The organism is Streptomyces sp. NPDC097107, assembly GCF_044762405.1.
Taxonomy (GTDB): Bacteria; Actinomycetota; Actinomycetes; order Streptomycetales; family Streptomycetaceae; genus Streptomyces; species Streptomyces thinghirensis.
This window is the reverse complement of sequence record NZ_JBIWEF010000004.1, coordinates 98,521-119,432: the sequence shown is the minus strand read 5'-3', so window position 1 is coordinate 119,432 and position 20,912 is coordinate 98,521. Positions and strand designations below refer to the sequence as shown.

Sequence of the window (20,912 nt, the reverse complement as noted above, 5' to 3'; positions counted from 1 at the left end):
CCCTACCGTCACCGCCGAATCGCCGCCCCACGGACCGGCCGGCCCGAACGACAGGCCCCACCGACAGGCCCTACCCGCCCCCGGCGATCCGCCGCCCCACGGACCGGCCGGCCCTACCGACAGGCCCCACCCGTACCCGGCGATCCGCCGCCCCACGGACCGGCCGGCCCGAACGACAGGCCCCACCGACAGGCCCTACCCGCCCCCGGCGATCCGCCGCGCCTCGGACTCCGGCATCCGGATCACCACCGGGACCGGCAGCACGCCGTCCCGGACACCGACGGCCTCCGCGCCCCGCACCCCCTGCGTGTGCCGGCGCCGCACCCGCGCCACGGCCCGGAACTCCAGGGTGAACTGCACGAGCGCCGAGGTCTCCTTGGGCTTCTGGAGCGGGACCGTACCCGCCGCGTTGCCCACCGTCCCGGCCGCGCCGCCCTCGCTGCCGACGCCACCGGGCGCGTTGGTCAGTCCGGACTGCTCGACCCGCACCGGCCCGCCGCCCCCCGAGAAGCCCGCCGAACGACCGTGCCGCGCCGCCTGCCGGTGCTCCACGCCCGCGGGACGGGAGCCCGGGCCGCTCTGGGCCACCGTCTCGAAGGTCATCGCCTCGCTCTCGCCCAGCGGCCGGGCGTCGAGCAGCCGCGCGTGCAGCTCGCAGTCGACGTCGCGGCCCTCGGCGCCGGAGACGTGCACCGGCGGCAACTCGGCGCCGGCGGACACCAGGAGCGGCAGGGCGGCCAGCAGCCACTCGGTGGAGACCGCCTCGCCGTGCGCGTAGTGCGCGGCGCTACCCCTGCCGAGGCCGGTCCCCGCGTCGGCGCTCGCCATCGCCCGGCCGATCAGCGCCCGCACCTGCGGCGCACCCCGGAATCCGTCGGCCTGCGCCTCCATCGGCAGCCTCGCCCCCGCCGCCCGCCAGGTGCCCAGCGCGGCCGGGTGGGCGCCGCTCCCGCCCGGCGCGATCTCCGGCCGCCGTCCCGGGAGGCGCTCCCCGGGTACCGGGGTCACGTTGGCCAGGGCCGCCAGGTCCTTCTCCAGGGCGCGGTGCACCAGGGCACCGCCGAGATCGACGCGGGCCACCTGCCCGTCGGCGGACCGCAGTTCCAGCTCGGCCGTGACCGGGACGCGCACCTTCACCGAGGGCGCCTCGCCCACGATGGCCCGCAGCCCGGTCTGTCCCCGCTCGGCGACGGCCCGGCTGGTGGCCGCGGACCGGCCGGCCGCCGGCCCGAGAACGCCGGCGCTCCGGTCGGCGGCCGCCTCCCCGGACGCCTCGGAACCGGTGAGCACGAGGCCCACGCCGTCGGAGCTGCTCTCCTGGTGGGTCCTCGTGCGCTGCGCGGCGGCCACGGTCGCGTACTCCATCTCGCGGTCGCCGCCCGACGGCCCGACGATCTCGCCGGCACCGGTCCGCCGGATGTGGAACACGGCCAGGTACGGCTTGGCGCGGCGGCCGGGCCGACTGCTGTTGCGCAGCAGTTCCACGGGCACGCCGCCGTCCATGGCCCCGGCGAGCAGGCCGGTGGCGCCGGCCCGGTCCAGGACGCGCAGCAGCCGCTGCACGTTGTCGAAGCGGTCGTCGAGGCGGTGCGAGGGCAGCAGGTCCTCCGCCAGGGTCCGGTCCTTCACGGCCGAGCGCAGCCGCTTCAGAAGGGGCACGAAGTCGGGCAGTTCGTCGATCAGGCCGAAGCCGATGGGCATGCCCTTGGCGTGCGGAGGCAGGGGCGTGGGGACCGCCGGGGTGTCGGTGTCCGCCTCCCGCTGCCGTTCCCTGCCTGCCCCCTCTCCCGCGCCGGTCTCGTGCGCCTTGTCCTGACCCTTGCCCTTGCCCTTGCCCTCGCCCTTGCCCTTGCCCTTGCCCTTGCCCGTGCCCGTGCCCTTGTCCTCGCCCGTGCCCGTGCCCGTGCGCCTGTCCTCGCCCGTGCCCGTGCCTTTGCCGTCGCCCTTGCCACGGCCGTTCTCCGCCGCCGGGCCGGGTGTGCCGAACAGGCTGGTCGGGCCCATCTGCGCGAGCGTTTCCTCCTGCTCCTTCGCCCGTGCCTCCGGGTCGCGCAGCCCCGCCGCCTCCAGTTGGGCCCCGGTGAGCCACAGGCCGACGCTGCCGGGGATCGTCCGCTGCCGGGCCGCCGTGCGGGGGCCCCGGCCGTTGACGGCGACCTCGGCGACCATGCTGACGACCAGGTCGCACTGGACGAGGTAGAGCGGGCGGCTGCGCGGGGCGACGGCGTTGCGTTCCACCGTGCCGCTCAGCGTCGCGCTGTCGGCGTCGGTCGTGGCCTTGGTGTTGCGGTAGGCCGGGGTCTCCCACATCGACCAGCCGTCGCCCGTCTCCATCGACCGGGCGTTGCCCGAATACGTCCTGCTCGTGGTACGCGCCCGCTGTCCGGAGCCCTGGTGGCCGCCGAGCGCCATGTTCTCCATACCCGCGCCGGTACTCCGGTGCCGTACCCGGGCGTTGGTGAGGGCGAAGCGGGTGCCGACCGCGCCGTCCAGCGCGGCGAGCCGCCTGGGGTGGCGCAGGCCCGCCACCACCCAGCCCGAGCCGACGCCCTGCCGCAGTGCCGCCGTGACGGCCTGCGGGCCGAACCGGTCCTCGACCGCCAGGCGCGGCGCCAGGCCCTCCGATTCGAAGGCGGTGTCGCCGGGCTTGTCGGTACGGCCCCCGCGCGCGGCCTGGGCGAGCAGCATGAAGGCCAGGTCGCGGATCTCCTTGGCGTCCCCGACGGTCTCCACGAAGTCCCAGTCCCGCAGACCGCGGCCCGCGGGCCGGGTGGTCAGGTCGGTGATGCCGGTGGCGTCGAGCCCGCCGATCCGGCCCGGCCGCGCCGCGGCCCGGCGCCGGTTCAGCCCCTCGTACGCCTCGTCGTCCAGAGTGGTCGCCGTCGGGGCGCTCAACCGCACGTCCTGGCCCTGCTCGCCCAGCTCGCGCAGCGGATTGTCCTCGGCGGTGCGGTCGTCCGAACTGGCGATCACCTCGGCCGCCGGAGTGTGCCGTCCGGGGCGGCCGGGGGTGAGGGCCCGCTTCGCGGTGCGCTCCCGGCTGGTCATGGTGACGTTCACGCCGAGCCACAGCCGGGTGGCGAACGTACTGGTCGACACGTCGCCGCTGTTCAGCGAGTCGGTACGGGTCACCGGGCCGCCCTGGGCGCTGCGGCTGCTCTCCACCGCCGCCTCGGCGGCCACCTGTGCGGACAGCGCGCCCGGGATCAAGGTCCCCTGGACAGCGCCCTGGACGCCCGCCTTCCGGGCGGACACGCCGCCCGTCTGACCGCTCGACCCCACGCCGGCGCTGCTGCGCACCAGCCAGTCGGGGGTGTCGCCGAGGTAGGTGACCGGGCCGATCCGGCCCCGGACGCGGACCTGTACGTCGTCCGACCTCAGCCCGGACTTGCGGCGCAGCCGCACGGGCACACCGGTGGACAGCAACTGGTCCTTGTTGGCGCGCAGGTTGGTCTCGGACAGGACGGTCAGCAGTTCCCGGTAGTTGCGCCGCTGCCCCTCGGCGTCCGTGCGGTTCGCGGCACCGCCCGCCGCGGCCCTGCCGGTGGCGGCCTCGCCGAACGGCGGCAGGTAGCCGGCCAGCCGGGGGTCGGACGCGAACAGCCGCTCCAGCGTCTCGATCAGGGGCCGGGTGTCGAGGTGGCTGAGCGCGGCGCTGGAGCCCATCGCGTCGAACGGCAGATGGCGTTCGGTCTTGCGCGGGCTGCCGTCGGCGTTCGGCTCGGGGGTGCCGTCGGCCTTCGTGCGGTCCGCCTTGGTGAACAGCTCGCCGGCTTCCGTGCCGGCGGGCAGCGGCAGCCCCAGGTGCCGGGCCTCCTCGGCCCGCATGCTGATCCAGGCGTCGACGGTGTGCCGGGCGGTGCGGCCGGCGGGGGTGACGGTGTGCCCCGGCGCGGCGGGCCCGGTGCCCTCGACGGTCAGCAGGATCCGGCCCAGGTACAGCGCCTTGGTGCCGCGCACCTCGGCGCCCTGCCGGGTGGCCGCCGCCTGGTCGGCCGAGGAGAAGCGCATCCGCCGGAAGCTGACGCCGGGCATCGTCTTGAGACGTACGGACGGCCCCGCGCCCGGAGCGCCGAAACCGACGGCGGGGCCGGCCCCCGCCATGCCGCTCATGCCCTTGCCCATGGAGGCGCCCATGCCGTGCTGCGTCTGCTGATGGGTGCGCAGCTGGGTCTGGCCCGCCTTCCAGGCGGGGGTCAGGGAGACGATGTCGGCACGCATCCGGTAGGCGCTCTCCGCTCCGGCGGCGCCGGCCGACAGGTCCTCACTCGCGACCCAGCCGGTCAGCAGGCGCGGCAGGTCCTGGAGGATCGTCGCGGCGCCGGTCGCCTCGTAGAGCCGGGTGCGGTCGGCGGAGTCCGGGGGCGCCGCCTGCGGGTGCAGGGTGGAATTCACCTTGTCGAACAGGCCCCCGCCGCCGGCGTGCGGGGCGCCCCGGTCCTCCACACCGACGACCGCGGTCGAGGTGGCCTGCCGTACGCCCTTGCGCTGCTCCTCGGAGAGGGCGGGGCCGGGGGCGGGCCGTTCGGTGCCGAGGGGCACGAGGTGTTCCTGCGGCACGCGCATGGTGAGCGTGCCGTCGGACTCCACGACCCGCGCGGTGCCGTAGGGGCCCTGCGGTCTGATCCGCACGGTGAAGCGCACGTGCCGCAGCGCCCGGACCGTGCCGCCGGAGCTGCGCAGGGTGCGCGGCTCGGCCACCGTCCTGGTGTTGTGCACGTCGTGGTCGCTGCGCAGCCCGAGGCCGCCCGCGAGCTGCGCGCCGCCCCAGACGCCGGGCACGGGCGTCGGGACCAGGACCGTACCGGAGCCGCTGAGGCCGATCTGCTTCGAGCGGGCGGTGTCGGTCACCACGGTGGCGGACGAGGAGTGCTGCTGGTCCACCTTCGTGTCGTCGTCCCGGGCCGCCCGGTCGGCCGGCGCCCGTTGTGCCGGCAGGACGGGCGAGGCGGCGTCGGGGTTCTCGAACAGAGCGGGCTCCGGCGCGGCGTGTGCCGGGTCCGGCCGGACGGAGACCGTGACGTCGTACGCGCCCTTGCTCCCCCGCACGGTGAAGACCCGGCCGTGCCCGTAGAAGGTCTCCGGCTTCCCCGCCAGCTCCCGCTCCACCGCGGCCACGTCGCGGTCCGCCCCGCCCGGGATCGCGGCGATCGCCCGGCCCACCGCCTCGTGGCCGGTCAGCCCCGACGCGGTGGAGAGCCCCGCCGACGTCATGTCCGTCAGATACGGGGGCAGTACCAGCGGCGGATGCTTCGGGGCGTTGCCGGGTCTCGCGGTCTCCGGCCCCGTGCTCCGGCCGGCGACGGGCGGGGTGCGCCGGGCGCCCCGGACCGGACGGCGGCGCGGCGGGGTCCCGACGGCCGCCGTCCGCTCCCCTGTTCCGCCTTCCTCCGCCACCGGGGCCAGCGGCGCCCGCGCCACCACGAGCGGGCCGCCGGCGTCGTCCGGCGGGCGCGGGGCGGAACGGTTGCCGATGAGGAGGGAGGCGGCGGCGTTTCCGGCGCTGCCCTGGATGGCCAGCAGCTCCCGCGGGCCGAGCGCGGCCCCGGAGCCGGGCGGCGCCGGGGCCGGTCCGCCTGCCTGTCCGCCGTACGGCGCCCGCGCACCGGCCCTGCCCGCGTCGGCGGACCTGGCCGGCGGGGGCACCGCCGCCGCGCGGCCCGGCACGCCGCCTTCCGGGCCGGGTTTCTCCTGTCGTCCCCGCATCGCACGCCCCTGCCCGACGAGGCGTCGGCCCCGTCCCCTCGTCGCCGGCCGTCGTGAACCGGCGCGGGCTCGGCGTGGTGCGGAGCCCGGCCAGGCCGGGAGGCTAACTCATGAACGGGGCCCGGCCACAGGGTGAAGTCTGAGCGAAGGCTTCCCCAACAGGCGTTGCCGGAGCCGGTGTCGGGGCTCCCACCAGCGGTCGGGCGCCCCGTCCTGCCCCAACGGGCACAGCCGGGGGCACCGTCGGTGCCCCCACTCCGGCACCCGAGGGCGTTTCGGGGGGAGCAACGCGCGCGCGAGGGTGAGGGGCGTCCTGTCTCGTACCCCGAGGAGAGCAGAGCATGCCGTCCTACCTGTCGCCCGGCGTCTACGTCGAGGAGGTGGCCAGCGGCTCGCGCCCGATCGAGGGGGTGGGCACCTCGGTGGCGGCCTTCGTCGGTCTCGCGCCGACCGGCCCGCTGAACGAGCCCACGCTGGTGACCAACTGGACGCAGTACGTCGCGGCCTTCGGTGACTTCACCGACGGGTACTACCTCGCGCACTCCGTCTACGGGTTCTTCAACAACGGCGGCAGCGCCGCGTACGTCGTCCGCGTCGGCGGCTCCGCCGAGGACGCCGCCGCCGGTTCGGACGGGACGTCCGCTCCCGCCGCCGTGACGGGTACCACCGCCCCGGCCGCGCTGCCGGCCGCCGAGCCGAAGCAGCTCGGCACGTTCGCCGTGACGGCCAACGCCGCCGGTCAGCACGGCCCGCTGTCCGTCGAGGTCGCCGACCCCGAGGGCGAGGGCCCCGCCGAGCGCTTCAAGCTGATCGTCAAGGACGGCGAGAAGCCGGTCGAGACGTTCGACGTGAGCGCCAAGAAGGGCAACCGCTCCTACGTCGTCACCCAGGTGAAGGAGCGCTCCAAGCTCATCACCGTGACGGAGGCCGCGCCCACCGCGCAGCTGGCCCGCCCGGAGAACCAGAGCCTGACCCTGCCGGCGCCGCCCGCCGCCCCCGCCGCCCCGGTCGAGAAGAGCGAGAGCTCGCACCCCGGCCCGGCCCACTACCTCGGCGACTCCGCGGACCGCACCGGCTTCGGCGGCCTGGAGGCGATCGACGAGATCTCCATGGTCGCGGTGCCCGACCTGATGGCCGCCTACCAGCGCGGCGCGATCGACCTGGAGGCCGTCAAGGCCGTCCAGCTCGGCCTCATCGCGCACTGCGAGCTGATGGGCGACCGCGTCGCCATCATCGACCCGCCGCCCGGCCAGAACGCCCGTCAGATACGGGTCTGGCGCCAGGAGACGGCCGGCTACGACTCCAAGTACGCGGCCCTGTACTACCCCTGGATCAAGTCCTTCGACCCGGCGTCCGGCCAGTCCCGCCTGATCCCGCCGAGCGGTCACGTCGCCGGCATCTGGGCCCGCAACGACACCGAGCGCGGCGTCCACAAGGCCCCCGCCAACGAGGTCGTCCGCGGTGCCGTCGACCTGGAGCTGCAGATCACCCGCGGCGAGCAGGACCTGCTCAACCCGATCGGCGTCAACTGCATCCGCGCCTTCCCCGGCCGCGGCATCCGCGTCTGGGGTGCCCGCACCCTCTCCTCCGACCCGGCCTGGCGCTACCTGAACATCCGCCGGTACTTCAACTACCTGGAGGAGTCGATCCTGATCGGCACCCAGTGGGTGGTGTTCGAGCCGAACGACCACAACCTCTGGGCCCGCATCCGCCGCAACGTCTCGGCGTTCCTGGTCAACGAGTGGCGCAGCGGTGCCCTCTTCGGCCAGAGCCCGGCAGAGGCCTACTACGTCAAGTGCGACGAGGAGACCAACCCGCCGGAGTCGGTCGACCTCGGCCGCGTCATCTGCGAGATCGGCATCGCGCCGGTCAAGCCCGCCGAGTTCGTGATCTTCCGGCTGGCCCAGTTCTCCAGCGGCAGCGGGGAGCTGGAGGAGTAGGACGCGCGTCCTCCACCTCTCCGGCCCCCTTCCCCCGCCTCTCCCAGATCATTAGAAGGACAGCGAACACATGGCTCTGATGCCGGGTGACTCCCTCACAGCGAACAACTTCGGGCTCCAGATCGACGGTGTGATGGTCGAGTACCTCTCCGAGGTCAACGGCCTCACCCTCGAACAGGACGTCATCAAGTACCCGCAGAACAACAGCACCACCGGCAAGCACGAGACGGCCGTGCTCCCCGGCAACAAGAAGGACGGGCAGTGCACCGTCGTGCGGGGCATGACCCAGTCGCCGTCGTTCACCCAGTGGATCAACGATTCCATGAACGGCCGGATGTCCACGGCCCGCAAGAACGCCTCCATCATCCTGATGGACTCCGAGGACGTCCCGGTCAAGCGCTACAACCTGCGCAACGCCTGGTGCAGCAAGATCGACGCCAGCGCGGTGAAGGCCGGCGACACCTCCGCGCTGACCGAGACGGTCACCATCGTGTTCGAAGAACTGGTCATCGAATAATGCGGCGCGCGGCTGTCGGGGCGCCCGTCGCGGCCCCCGAGGACCCCCAGACCGCGGCGGCGGGAGCGGACTTCCCCCGTTCGGCTCCCGCCGTCGCACCCACGGAGACACCTGCCGAAGCGGCACCGCGGCAGCAGCTGCGCACCGAGTTCCCCTTCGAACTGCCGCGCGGCTACGTCGACGACTCGGGCACGGTCCACCGGGACGGTGTGATGCGCCTGTCGACGGCGCGGGACGAACTGATCCCGCTGCGGGACGTGCGGGTGCAGGAGAACCCGGCGTACCTGTCGGTGGTGCTGCTCGGCCGGGTCATCACCCGGCTGGGCACGCTGACGATGGTGCACGACGGGATCGTGGAGAACATGTTCGCCTCCGACCTGGCGTTCCTCCAGGACTTCTACCGTCAGATCAACGCGGAGGGCCACACCCGCGCGGCCGTTCAGTGCCCGCACTGCACGGAGCCCTTCGAGGTGGAACTCGGCGGGAGCCGCCTGGGGGAATCGTGACGTACGCGACCGACCGGCTGCACGAGGAGATCGCGTACGTCGCCTACCACTTCCACTGGAGCCTGGAGGCGATCCTGGATCTGGAGCACCAGGACCGCCGCCGGTACACGGACCAGATCGCGTCGCTCGTGACGCGTGGCGCGGCGGAGGGCTGATCGGTGGGTTTCCTGGACCGGCTGCGAGGCCGTCGTGACGGAGTGCGGGACGGCGTCGGCGGGGGCATCGGCGGGGGCGCGGACACGCTCCCGGCCGAGGCCCCCGGCGGCCCCGGCACGGGCGGGAGTACGGCGAGTACGTCACGTACGCCCGTCCCCGCGCCCGGCCCCGCCCCCGCCCCTGTGGCCGTCGCCGCGTGGACGGGCCTGCCGCCGATCCAGCGGGCGACGGGGGACGCGCGTACGGGAGTCGCGGACGCCGGGTTCGGCGGTCGGCTGCCGACGTGGCAGAACCCGTCGTTCACGGGGGCGCCGTCCCCCGCGGTCCTGAACCCGGCGGCCGGGAGCGGGATGCTCTCGGGCGCGTTCGGCGAGTCGGCGCAGCCGGTCGCGGGGCCCGGGCGCCCCGTGCGGGCGCTGCCGTCGGCGCCGCCGGCCGGCGCGGCTGCGGTGCGGCGGATGCCGGTCGCACCGCTGCGGGCGATACCGGCGGCGACGGCGCCGTCCGCGCCCGGGCCGACCGCTTCGCCCCCGACGGTTCCCGGAGCCGCGTCCGCGTCACCGGCCGCGCCGGTCCAACGGGCGCGCGCCACCGGACCGGCGTCGTCCGCGGCGCCGGCGAGCACACCGGCCCAGGCCGCCCGCGGGGTCCGCGTGTCACCGGTGCCGTCCGCCGCGCCCCGCCCCCGGCAGTCCCTGACCAAGGCCCCGTCCGGGTCGGCGGCCGTGCAGCGCCGGGCCCTGCCCGCGAGCCGCCGGACCACGAACGTCCTGCCGGACTCCTCGGGAGCGGCACCGTCGTCGCCGGACGGTGACCGAGGGGAACCCGGCGCGGGCCCGGCAGGCCCGTCCGGCGCCGGGCCGGCCACACCCCCGGCGCCGGCCGGCACCCCGGCCACCGCTGCTCCGGTCCAACGGGCGACCCGCCCGCGCCAGCACCCCCCGACCGGCACCGACACCCCGACGACGACGGGGCCCGTGGGCGACACCATGGGCGGCCTCCCGGTGCAGCGCGCGGCACTCCGCCCCGGCCCCGCCCCGGCGCCCACCCCCACTGCCTCCGGCAACGGCCCGGCAGCCGACGCGCCGGTGCAGCGCACCGCACCGCGCTCCGGCTCCGCCCCGGCCTCCGCCTCCCCTGCCGCCGGCGACGGCCCGCCAGCCGCCACCCCGGTACAGCGCACAGCGCAACGCCCCGGCCCCACCCCGGCCTCCAATGCCCGGCACACCACCCCGACCTCCCCTGCCGCCGACGACGGCACGGCAGCCGGCCCCCCGGTGCAGCGGCCCGGCACCACCGCCCCGAACTCCGGCGCCCGGCACACCACCCCGGCCTCCACTGCTTCCGGCGACCATCCGCCAGCCGCCACCCCGGTGCAGCGCACAGCGCAACGCCCCGGCCCCGCCCCGACCGCCGGTGCCCGGCACACCACGCCGACCGCCAGCTCCACTGCTTCCGGCGACGCCCCGACACCCACCCCCGCCGCTCCCGGCGATGGCGCGGCAGCCGGCACCGCCCCGGCTTCCGGCGCCCGGCAGGCCGACTCGGCCTCCACCCCCACTGCTTCCGGCGACGGCACCGCAGCCCGCACCCCGGTGCAGCGCGCGGTGCGGCAGCCCGGACCCGCACCGGCCCCCCGCACCGGCCCCGCCCGCGGGGTCCAGCCCGGCAGTGGCCGCCGGACCTCCTCGCCGGACGACGCCCCGGTACAGCGCGCCGTACCGCAGGCCGGCCCCGCTGAGGCCACCCGTGCCACCTCCAGGCCCGCCCCCGCCCCGCCCGGCGCCCCGACAACGCCCGCACCCGGCACCGACCCGGCGACCGGCACACCGGTGCGGCGGGCCGTACCGCGCTCCGGCCCCACACCGAGCGGCGCGAGCGGCGAGCTTCCGGTGCAGCGGGCGGTGCCCCAGTCCTCCACCGGCACGCCTCGCAGCACCCCCGCGCCCGACGCCGCCCCCGCCACGGGCCGGTCGGCCACCGCTGCCGACGGGGCCACCAGCGACCTCCCGGTACAGCGAGCGGCGGCTCAACCCGCCACGCCCGCGCCCGGCACCTCGCGCACCGGCCGAACACCGGCGGCGGCGGCGACGGCGACGGGAGCCATCCCGCCCGCCGACCGCCCGGCGCCCCCGGTCGGAGGCAGTGCGACGACCGGCGCCCCGGTCCAACGGGTCATGCCTCCGCTCAACCGCCCCTCTGCCACCGCCGGCCGGGCACCGGCCGCGCCCAACCGCGCCGCGGCCTCCGGCACCCCGGTCCAGCGAGCGCTCCCTCCACCCGGCCGCTCCCCCGGGGGCCCCGCACGCCCCGCGAGCCCCGCAGAGCACGACGCCGGTCGCGGCGACGCGGCACCCGGCGCCCCGGCCCGGCCGGCGTCCACGCCCCCGCCGGTCCAGCGAGCGGCGGCCCGGACCAACCCGGCGCCGGCCCCGGGCAACGGCACGGGCACACCCACCGCGTCCCGGCCGGGCGGCACCGACCTGCCGTCAGGCCACCCTGCGGTCAGGGGAAACGGCCCGGACGCCCCCGGAACCACCACCTCCCCCGGCACCGGCGGCGCGGCCGGCACGCAGCGGCCCTCATCACCTCCCGCCACTCCCGGTCGCCCCGCCGACCCCACCGGCGCGCAGCCCCCTGTCCAACGGCAGACGGCAACCCCCGGCCGGCCAAGGACACCGAGCCCCACCCAGCCGCCCACGCGGTCTTCGCAGCCCTCACCGGCCCGCCGCGCCCACAACACCCCCGCCCCGGGCACCGCCCCGCACCCGTCCACCGCCCCGCCCCCCGCGACCCCGCGCACGGCGCCGCCCCCCGTGCAACGCTCCACGAACCGGCCGGCCGAGTCACCGGACGCGACCGCCACCGACCCGACGTCCGCGGCCCACCGCGACGCCCCCGTCGGCTCCACGCCACCCCCCATGCAGCGACCACTCCCGGGGAACGCGGGACCGGCCGCCGTACCCCTCTCCCGGCCGGGCATCGAGAAGCCGGCCGCTCCCCGCTCCGCACGCCCGGTGCAGCGCAGTGCCACGACGCCCCGCCCGGGGCTCGGCGCCCCCACCTCGTCCAGGCCGGTCACCGCCGTACGACCGCCCGCGGAACCCACTGCCGCCCCGCACACCCGCCCGGCGCCGTCCGCACCCACGCCGTCGGCGTCGGCCCCGCGCCGTTCTCCACTCGGCGCCCCACTCCACACACCGCCGACCGGCACCGCGCCACTCACCGCGACGTCACCCGCACTGGCACCGGCCTCCAACGCCCCCCGCACCGAGAGCCGTACGCTGCCGCCGGTCCAGCGGGCCACAGCCCCGGCCACCGCCGTCACGCCGGCGGCCCCGCCCTTCGCCCCCACGCCCCACGCAACGGCCGCCGCCCCCGTACCGGCGGCCCCGGGCGGCCCCTCCCCCGCGCCCACCGTGCCCGGGACCGCGCCCCCCGTCCAGCGCTCCACCCCGCCCACGACCACCAGGGCCGTACCCCTGCGCCGGCCCACGCCCGCGGGTGCCACCGCCGCCGCGAACCCGCTCCCCGTGGCCCCGCTCACGCCTCCCGCACCGTCACCGCCCGGCCCGCCGCACCCCGTCAGCGCACCCGCGGCACCGGCGGCGGACGCCGACGCCTCCTCCGCGCCCACCGTCCAGCGCTTCCTCGGGCGCCGCACCGCCACCGGTGCCCTCGCCGCGCACGCGGCGGCCACCGTGTCCTCGGCCCTGAACCACCTGCTGCCCCCGACGCCCCAGCACGCTCCGGCCGACCCGCCGCCCCCCTACAGTCCGCCGGAGTCCCAGAGCGCGTCACCGCCCGGCAACCCGCCCCCGTACACGCCGAGTCAGGCCTCCCCGGCGCAGGGCGACCCGCCCTCGGCGTACACGGCGGTCCCGGCCGGCGGGTTCGACCCGCGCGAGCTCACCGAGTTCCAGCTGGACGCACTGGTGCACCGGATCGTCGGCCGCGTCACCCGCCACGTCCGCACCGAACTGCGCATGGACCGCGAACGGATCGGCAGACTCCGCGACCCCCGCCACTGACCGGCCCGCCGATCCCCCACGCGGCCCCCGCGCGCAACCGACGCGCGCGACACACCTGACGCACCTGCCCCACCCGACAGAAAGGCCCACCCCCGATGCCCCGCCAGGACCCGGGCTCCACCATCTGGTTCACCCTCACCATCGACGGCGAGAGCCTCGGGTACTGGAACGGGTGCGAAGGCCTGTCGTCCCAGGTGGAGATCGAGCAGCGCCAGGAGGGCGGCAACAACGGGTTCGTTTGGCAACTGCCCACCCGCGTCTCCTTCTCCAACATCCGGCTGACCCGCCCCCTCACCCCGGACACGACCAAGGTCGCCAAATGGATCTCCTCCGTCCAGACGGGGATCAAGCGGCCGACCGCGCAGATCTCCGCCCTGCGCGCGGACGGGTCACTGGTCGCCCGCTGGGGGCTGATCGACGTACTGCCCGTCAGCTGGCAGGGCCCCAGCCTCGATCCCGGCAACCCGGCCGTGGCCAACGAGGTCCTGGAAATCACCCACCACGGCTTCACCGACTGACGGCGCCGCGGAGCAGAGAGGAAGACCCATGGCAAAGAGCGGCAAGGGCGCCGGCAAGAGCCTCGTACGCGCCAACCTCGCCATCCACGAGCCGCCCACCGGCACGACCACCACACCCGGTGCGCTGATGCGTACGTTCGGCTTCGAGTTCAACCCGGCGCAGTTGTCCCTCACCCAGCGGACCCAGTGGACGGCGACGCCGACGGCGGCCGTGCGGAAGGCCGCCAAGCCGCAGTTCATGGGTGCCGAGCCGCGGGAGATGACCCTGGAGATCTTCCTGGACTCCTCCACCAGGCCGGGCGGCAACACGGTGCTGAAGAAGGTCGAGTCGCTGCTGCGCTGCTGCGAGGTGACCGCCAAGAGCCTCGCCTCGGACCAGCCGTCGCCGCCCTGGGTGGTCTTCGAGTGGGGGTCGTTCTCCACGGCCCGGTTCACCGCGTACGTCGCGTCGATCGAGGCGTCGTACACCCTCTTCGGCACCACCGGCATCCCCATCCGGGCCACCTGCCAGGTGCACCTGGTCGAGATCCCCGGCCCGACCCGGGGGCAGAACCCGACCTCCGGCGCGCTCACCGCCCAGCGCGTGCACCGGGTCGTCGCGGGCGACTCGCTGCAGTCGCTGGCCTGGCGGGAGTACGGCAGCGCCAACGCGTGGCGCGCGATCGCCGAGGCCAACGGCATCGACGACCCGTCCCGCCTGCCGTCCGGCACCGAACTCATGCTGCCCGCCGCCGAGGAGGTGCCGCACTGATGGTGCGTCCCGCGTTCTCCAGCATCGTCCAGGTCCGGATCGGCGCCGCGAAGCTGCCCGACGACATCGCCCTGATGCTCGTCGACGGCTGGGTCGACCAGGGCCTCGGCGTGCCCGCGGCCTTCCGCCTCACCTTCCGCGACCCCGACCACCTGGTCCTCGGCAAGCTGAACGTGCAGTTCGGCACCCGGGTGGTCATCACCCCGGTCGCCGACGGCCAGGGCGTCGGCAAACCCCTGCTGACCGGCGAGGTCACCGCCATGGAGGCCGACTACGACGGCACCGGCAGCTACACCGTGATCCGCGGCTACGACTTCGGGCACCGCATGATGCGCCAGCGCCGGGTGGCCGCGTACCGCAACCAGAAGGCCTCCGACATCGCCCGCAAACTCGCCGCCATGGACGGCCTGTCCATCGGCCGGATCCAGCCGACGAAGGGCGCGTACGGGTTCATCAGCCAGTCCAACGTCACCGACTGGGACTTCCTGGCCCGGCTCGCCGACGAGAACAACATGGTGATGTCCGTGGACGCCAAGGGGAAGTTCCGGTTCGTCAAGCCGAACCCGTCGGCCGGCGCGCCCTCCCCGCAGACGGACGGCGACAAGAGCGCCTTCGTCCTCCAGGCCCGCCACGACATCATGCGGCTGCGGGCCGCGGTGACCGCCGCCGACCAGGTCGGCAAGGTCGAGTCGCGCGGCTGGAACGTCACCACCAAGAAGAAGATCACCGAGCTCGCGCCCGCGCGGACCGACCCGGGCGTCACCATCGGCTCCACACCGGGCGAGGCCGCCGGCAAGTTCAAGGCCGCCAAGCTCGTCGAGACCGCCAACCCCTACGACAAGCAGGACGAGGTCCGGCACGCGGCGCAGTCCCTCGCCGCCGACGTCACGTCCTCCTTCGCCGAACTGGAGGTCGCGGTGAAGGGCAGCCCCGACCTGCGGCCCGGCGTTCCCGTGGCGCTCAGCGACGTCGGCAAGCCCTTCGAGGGCAAGTACACCGTCACCTCCGTACGCCACCACTTCGGCGACAGCGAGGGCTACCAGTCCTGGATCACGGTCAGCGGACGCCAGTGGCGTTCCCTGTACGGGCTGGCCTCGGGCGGCGGCGGTGGCTCGGACCCCGCGAGCGCGGCCCGGCTGCCCAGCGTCGCCAACGCCATCGTCACCGACGTACAGGACCCGCTCAAGCAGGGCAGGGTCAAGCTCCAGTTCCCGTGGCTGGACGACACCTACGTCAGCGACTGGGCGCGCAGCGTGCAGCTGGGCGGCGTGGGCGGCGGCGGCGTCTTCCCCATGGACGTCGGCGACGAGGTGCTGGTGGCCTTCGACCGGGGGGCGCTGGACCACCCGTTCGTGATCGGCGGGCTCTACAACGGCCGGGACCTGCCGACCAAGGCCGACGTCCCGCTGCACGACGGCCTGAAGAAGAAGGCCGTCCGGCACACCCTGTCCGACCGCCAGGGCAACCGCGTCGACCTGCTCAGCCAGCGGACCGGCGGACGCAAACAGGGCGTCCGGATCGCCAGCGGGAACGACAGGCTGACCATCAACCTCGACCGCACCAAGACCGAGATCACCGTCGACAGCGCGGGCTCGGTCAGCATCACCGGCAGCCGCTCGGTGTCGGTGGAGGCGGGCATGAACCTCACGCTGGAGGGCCGCCGTTCGGTGACGATCAGGAGTGGCGGACCGCTCACCCTGGAGGGCAAGGGCATCGTCAACCTCAAGTCGCTCGGCGGCGTGGTCGCGGTGAACGCGCTGGGCGGCGCCCTGAACCTGACGTCGACCGGTGCCGCGACCCTCACCGCCACGGGCCTGGCGACGATCACCGCGGCCAACACCAAGATCACCGGCGCCAAGCTCGACCTGTACGGCGGCTTCTTCGTCAACGAGATCAAGTACCCCTTCGGATGACCGGACGACCACGCCGGCGCCCCGGGGTCGTCGGCACAAGGAAACGGGAAAGGCAGGAGGCCCCCTGATGGCCGAACAGTTCGTCGGCTCCGGCTGGTCGTTCCCCCTGCGCATCGGGCCCACCGGCGGCATCGCCCTGGTCAGCGGCGAACGGGAGATCGAGGAGGCCATGCAGCTGGTCCTCGCCACCGCGCCGGGCGAGCGGCCGATGCGCCCCGAGTTCGGCTGCGCCGTCCACGACCTCGTCTTCGCCCCGGTCAACGAGCAGACCGCCGGGCGGATCCAGCACGAGGTGTACACCAGCCTGGACCGCTGGGAGCCGCGCATCGAGGTCCACGAGGTGGAGGTCACCGCCGGTGACGACCGGAGCGTCCTCTACATCGACGTCCGCTACTCGATCCGCGGCACCAACAACCCGCGCAGCCTGGTCTTCCCGTTCTACGTCATCCCCTCCCACGACGAGCCGGACCTCCCCGACGGCCCGGCCGGCCCCGCGGGCCCGGCGGGCTCTCCCGAAAGCGATCGCTGATGTCCCTGCCCTCCCCCAACCTCGACGACCGCCGCTTCCAGCAGTTCGTCGACGACGCCAAGCGCTACATCCAGCAGCGCGCCCCGGAGTGGACCGACCACAACGTCTCCGACCCCGGCGTCACCCTCGTCGAGACGGTCGCCCACATGGCCGACCAGATCGTCTACCGGCTCAACCGGGTCCCGGAGAAGAACCACCTCGCCTTCCTCGACCTGGTCGGCATCACCCTCTTCCCGCCGTCCGCCGCCCGCACGGACGTCACCTTCTGGCTGTCCGCGCCGCAGGAGGACGCGATCCTGGTCCCGGTCGGCACCGAGGTCGCCACCCTGCGCACCGAACGGGACGAGGCCGTCGTGTTCGCCACCGAGCGCGACCTGACCGTCGTACCGTGCGAACTCGGCCGCCTGGTGGTGCAGCACAGCGGCGAGGCCGTCACCGACCGGACCACGGACCTGGCCGAGGGCAAGGACCTGCTGTGCTTCTCGGAGGCCCCGGCCCCCGGCGACTGCATGCTCATCGGCCTCACCAACGCCACCCCGCACTGCGCGCTCGCCCTGGAACTCGACAGCCGCGTCGACGGTGTCGGCGTCGACCCCCGGCAGCCGCCCCTGGCCTGGGAGGCCTGGACCGAGGACGGCTGGCAGCCCTGCGAGGTCGACCGGGACGGCACCGGCGGCCTCAACCGCCCCGGCGACATCGTGCTCCACATACCCGGCGGCCACGTCCTGTCGCGCAACGGCGGCCACGAGGCCGGCTGGATCCGCTGCCGGGTCACCGAGCCGCTGCCCGGCCAGCCGTTCTACACGACCTCGCCGACCATCCACTCCGCCGAGGCGTACACCATCGGCGGCACCACCGGCACCGTCCACGCCGAGACCGTCCACGACGAGGCCCTCGGCGAGTCCACCGGCCTGCCCGGCCAGCGGCTGCGGCTCGAACACGCCCCCGTCGTCGCCGACGACCCGCCCGTCCTCCTCCAGACCGCCGCCGGCGACGGCTGGCAGGACTGGCGGGTCGTCCCGCACTTCGCGGGCTCCGGCCCCGACGACCACCACATCACCCTCGACGCCGCCACCGGCCAGATCGCCTTCGGACCCGCCGTCCGCGAACCCGACGGCACCCTGCGCCAGTACGGCACCGTCGCCCCCAAGGGCGCCGTCATCCGGGCCCGCCGCTACCGCACCGGCGGAGGCCGGGCCGGCAACGTGGCCCGCGGCGCCGTACAAGTACTGCGCACGTCCATCCCGTACGTCTCCGAGGTCGTCAACCGCGAGGCCGCCCGCGGCGGCGTCGACGGTGAGACCGTCGAGGAGGCGAAGCTCCGGGCGCCGATCACCCTCCGCGCCCAGGAACGCGCCGTCACCCTGCGCGACTACGAGGAACTCGCCCGCCGCGCCGCCCCCGAGACCGCCCGCATCACCTGCCTGGAGGGCAAGGAGGGTGAGCACGGCGCCTACGCCGTCCGCGTCCTGGTCGTCCCCCAGGCCGTCCCCGACCCCGGCGGCCGGCTCCGCTTCGAGCAACTCGTCCCCGGCGACGCCCTCCTGGGGCGCATCACCCGCCACCTCGACGAACGCCGCCTCATCGGCACCCGCCTCGCCGTCGGTCCGCCCTACTACCAGGGCGTCACCGTCGTCGCCACGGTCCACGCCTTCCGCGGCGTCGACACCGACCGCGTACGCCGCCAGGCCCACGACGCGCTCTACCGCCACCTCGACCCGCTCACCGGCGGCGCGGACGGCAAGGGCTGGCCCTTCGGCCGCCCCGTGCAGACCGGCGAGGTCTTCGCCGTGCTGCAGCGCGTCCCCGGCGTGGAACTCGTCGACGACGTCGTCCTGCACCCCGCCGACCCCCTCACCGGCAAGCGCGGGGACCCCACCGACCGGATCGACCTCGAACCCCCGTCCCTGGTCTTCTCCTTCGACCACCGGGTCCGAGTGATCGGGGACGGCGCGTGACGGCCGCGTCCCACCGGGGTTCCGTCGACGGTCTCGGCTCCTCGCTGCCCATCGCCTCGATGCTGCCGGCCGTCTTCGCCGACGACGACCTCGCCCAGCGTTTCGTCGGCGGCCTCGACGACGTCATCGCGCCGATCCTGAACGTCCTGGACTGCCTGGACACCTACTTCGACCCGGCCCTCACCCCGGCCGACTTCGCCCAGTGGCTCGGCTCCTGGGTCGGCGCCGAGACCGACGGCACCGAACCGGAGGACCGGTTGCGCGCCGCCGTCGCCGCCGCCACCCGCCTGCACCGTGTACGCGGCACCCGGCGCGGGCTGTCCGAGGCGGTACGGCTGGCGTTCGGCGTCGAGCCCCACATCACCGAGAGCGGCGGCGCCGACTGGAACGCCCGCCCGATCGGCCCGTTCCCCGGCACCCCGCGCCCCCACCTCCACGTCGCCCTCCGGCTGCCCGACCCGTCGCCGGCCGACACCCACCGGCTGGACACCCTCGTGGCCGCCGCCCGCCCCGCCCACATGCCCTACACGGTCGAAGTGACCGCCTCCGAAAGGACCCCGGAGAGATGACCACGCAGAACTGCGCCGAGTGCGGAACCCGCGCGGAACCGGGCCAGTCCTTCTGCGACGCGTGCGGTGCCGTACTCCGCTGGGACCAGGCCGGCACCCGCACCGCGCAGCCCGCGGCCTCCTCGCCCGACCAGAGCCCCGGCTGGGACGCCTTCTCCCGCCCCGGCCCCGGCGGCGCGGGCGTGCCCCCCGCCCGCCCCGGCCGCACGACGCCCACCACCGGCGCCCCGGACGACGACGACACCGAGGCGACCCCGGTGGTGCCCCACCCACGCCACCCGACGGACGCGCCCGGGAGCGGGAGCATGCCGGGGGCGGCAGGTGGGGCGGGCACGGCAGGTACCACAGGTGCCGCGGGCACGGCAGGTACCACAGGTGCCGCGGGCGCGGCAGGTGCCGCGGGCCTCGCGGGCGCGGCAGGTGCAGCGGGCGTCACCGGCACCGCGGGGGCGGGAACGGGGGGCGCCACAGGCACCGCCCGGTCCGCAGGCTCCGCCACGTCCTTCGGTACCGCCGGTTCTCCCAACGGCACTGGAACAACCGGGCCGACGGGCACCACCGGAACCGCGGACACCACCGGAAGCCCAGGCACCTCCGGAAGCACCGGGCCCGACGGAAGCACGAACACCGCCCGAAGCACCCGGGCCGACGGAAACACGAACACCGCCCGAAGCACCCGGGCTTCCACAGGCACGGGCTCTGGAAGCACGGACCCCACCGGAAACGCAGGCACCGGAAACCCCAACACCACCGGCAACGCCCGCACCGCCGGAGACGCCCACACCCCCGAATCCCCCCGCACCGCCGGGGGCCCCCGCACCGCCGACACGGACGAGACCGCCCCCACCACCCCGATGGCGTCCGCCCCGCCCCCGAACGCCCTCACCGACACGATGTCCGACCGCGCCCGTTCCCTCCTCGTCCCCGTCGCGGACCCGGAGGCCCACGGCCCGACCCCGCCCCCCGCCGTCGCCCCCGTCCTGCCCGGCCGCCCCGACGCGGACCGGCCGCAGGTACGCGCCCCCGCCCACCAGCCGGACGTCGCCAACGGCCCGCCGTGTCCGTGGTGTTCCACCCCCAACCGCCCCGACCGCCACTACTGCGCGCGCTGTGCGATGCCCCTGGACCGCACCGGCGATGACACCACCGCGCCCGCGCCCTGGTGGCGCCGCCTCTTCGGCGGCCGGCGCGGCGAGACCCCCTGGGCCGGCGACCGCCCCCGCCTCCGCCGCGTCTTCGACCGCATCGGCACCTGGATCACCGTCCTGGTCGTCATCACCCTGGTGGTCCTCGGTTTCGTCTACATCCCCGACGGCGTCCAGGCCACCCGCGACCACTTCGCCAAGCGCGCCCCGGTCTCTCCGGACCGGATCACGGCCTCGCGCTCCTTCACCGGCCACAAGCCGGAGTTCCTCATCGACAAGCTCAGCAACACCTGGTGGGGCCCGGGCATCTCGCAGTCCGGCCAGGGCGAGTGGATCGAGGTCAGTTTCACCGAGCCGACCCGTCTGCTGGACCTGATCATCACCCCGGGCACCTCCACCAAGCCCGACCAGCTCAACAAGTCGGCGCTGCCGCACCGGGTGAAGGCGACGATCACGACGAAGGACGGCAGCACCACGACCCGCGACCTCACCCTGGACCAGGGCGCCGGTGGCCAGCGGCGCCCCTTCCGCGTCGGCGAGGTCACCAAGGTCCGCTTCACCATCGAGTCGGCCCACGCGGCCTCCGCGGACAAGCAGGTGGCCATCGCGGAGATCGAGTTCTTCGGCCCGTCGAGCGCCAACCGCACCTGACCCACGCCCCGGAACCCATGGG

Annotated in this window: 13 protein-coding genes; 12 read left to right on the top strand and 1 reads right to left on the bottom strand. The window is 75.3% G+C overall.

What is annotated here, in order from left to right; all coding sequences use genetic code 11:
* Positions 1 to 195 precede the first annotated feature (195 nt).
* A complete protein-coding gene (locus tag ACIQ1J_RS10735) occupies positions 196 to 5,706 on the bottom strand; it encodes a hypothetical protein (protein WP_403555996.1) in 5,511 nt (1,836 codons plus the stop codon).
* A 341-nt stretch (positions 5,707 to 6,047) separates the two neighbouring features.
* On the opposite strand from ACIQ1J_RS10735, the gene ACIQ1J_RS10730 reads away from it, so the two are divergent.
* The 12 genes from ACIQ1J_RS10730 to ACIQ1J_RS10675 all read left to right on the top strand — a co-directional run bounded on the left by ACIQ1J_RS10730 (position 6,048) and on the right by ACIQ1J_RS10675 (position 20,890).
* Positions 6,048 to 7,646: a phage tail sheath subtilisin-like domain-containing protein gene (locus ACIQ1J_RS10730; protein WP_403555994.1), complete on the top strand. Its 1,599-nt coding sequence runs from the start codon at positions 6,048 to 6,050 to the stop codon at positions 7,644 to 7,646.
* A 70-nt stretch (positions 7,647 to 7,716) separates the two neighbouring features.
* The gene (locus ACIQ1J_RS10725) at positions 7,717 to 8,163 is read left to right on the top strand and encodes a phage tail protein (protein ID WP_121747711.1); all 447 of its coding nucleotides are present in this window, start codon (positions 7,717 to 7,719) and stop codon (positions 8,161 to 8,163) included.
* Positions 8,163 to 8,669, top strand: coding sequence for a hypothetical protein (locus ACIQ1J_RS10720; protein WP_121747712.1), 507 nt, complete (start codon positions 8,163 to 8,165; stop codon positions 8,667 to 8,669). The genes ACIQ1J_RS10725 and ACIQ1J_RS10720 overlap by 1 nt, the downstream gene beginning before the upstream one ends.
* The gene (locus tag ACIQ1J_RS10715) at positions 8,666 to 8,824 is read left to right on the top strand and encodes a DUF6760 family protein (protein ID WP_167392550.1); all 159 of its coding nucleotides are present in this window, start codon (positions 8,666 to 8,668) and stop codon (positions 8,822 to 8,824) included. The genes ACIQ1J_RS10720 and ACIQ1J_RS10715 overlap by 4 nt, the downstream gene beginning before the upstream one ends.
* 3 nt (positions 8,825 to 8,827) lie before the next feature.
* Positions 8,828 to 12,856 (top strand): hypothetical protein, encoded by a 4,029-nt coding sequence (locus tag ACIQ1J_RS10710; protein WP_403555991.1) that lies wholly within the window; start codon positions 8,828 to 8,830, stop codon positions 12,854 to 12,856.
* A gap of 95 nt (positions 12,857 to 12,951) precedes the next feature.
* The gene (locus ACIQ1J_RS10705; protein WP_121747713.1) at positions 12,952 to 13,374 is read left to right on the top strand and encodes a phage tail protein; all 423 of its coding nucleotides are present in this window, start codon (positions 12,952 to 12,954) and stop codon (positions 13,372 to 13,374) included.
* Positions 13,375 to 13,402: 28 nt separating this feature from the next.
* A complete protein-coding gene (locus ACIQ1J_RS10700) occupies positions 13,403 to 14,125 on the top strand; it encodes a LysM peptidoglycan-binding domain-containing protein (protein WP_210964661.1) in 723 nt (240 codons plus the stop codon).
* Positions 14,125 to 16,038 carry a VgrG-related protein gene (locus ACIQ1J_RS10695; RefSeq protein ID WP_403555989.1) on the top strand — a complete coding sequence of 638 codons (1,914 nt, stop codon included), beginning with the start codon at positions 14,125 to 14,127 and terminating at the stop codon, positions 16,036 to 16,038. Before ACIQ1J_RS10700 ends, ACIQ1J_RS10695 begins: the two co-directional genes overlap by 1 nt.
* 67 nt (positions 16,039 to 16,105) lie before the next feature.
* Complete coding sequence (locus tag ACIQ1J_RS10690; RefSeq protein WP_210964663.1) at positions 16,106 to 16,567, top strand: GPW/gp25 family protein; 462 nt, start codon at positions 16,106 to 16,108, stop codon at positions 16,565 to 16,567.
* Positions 16,567 to 18,525, top strand: a complete 1,959-nt coding sequence (locus ACIQ1J_RS10685; protein ID WP_210964664.1) for a putative baseplate assembly protein — start codon at positions 16,567 to 16,569, stop codon at positions 18,523 to 18,525. Before ACIQ1J_RS10690 ends, ACIQ1J_RS10685 begins: the two co-directional genes overlap by 1 nt.
* 59 nt (positions 18,526 to 18,584) lie before the next feature.
* Entirely contained in the window at positions 18,585 to 19,094 is a 510-nt protein-coding gene (locus tag ACIQ1J_RS10680) for a phage tail protein (RefSeq protein WP_403556630.1), read from the top strand.
* Positions 19,091 to 20,890, top strand: a complete 1,800-nt coding sequence (locus ACIQ1J_RS10675) for an NADase-type glycan-binding domain-containing protein (protein WP_403555986.1) — start codon at positions 19,091 to 19,093, stop codon at positions 20,888 to 20,890. The genes ACIQ1J_RS10680 and ACIQ1J_RS10675 overlap by 4 nt, the downstream gene beginning before the upstream one ends.
* The last annotated feature ends 22 nt before the right edge of the window (positions 20,891 to 20,912 follow it).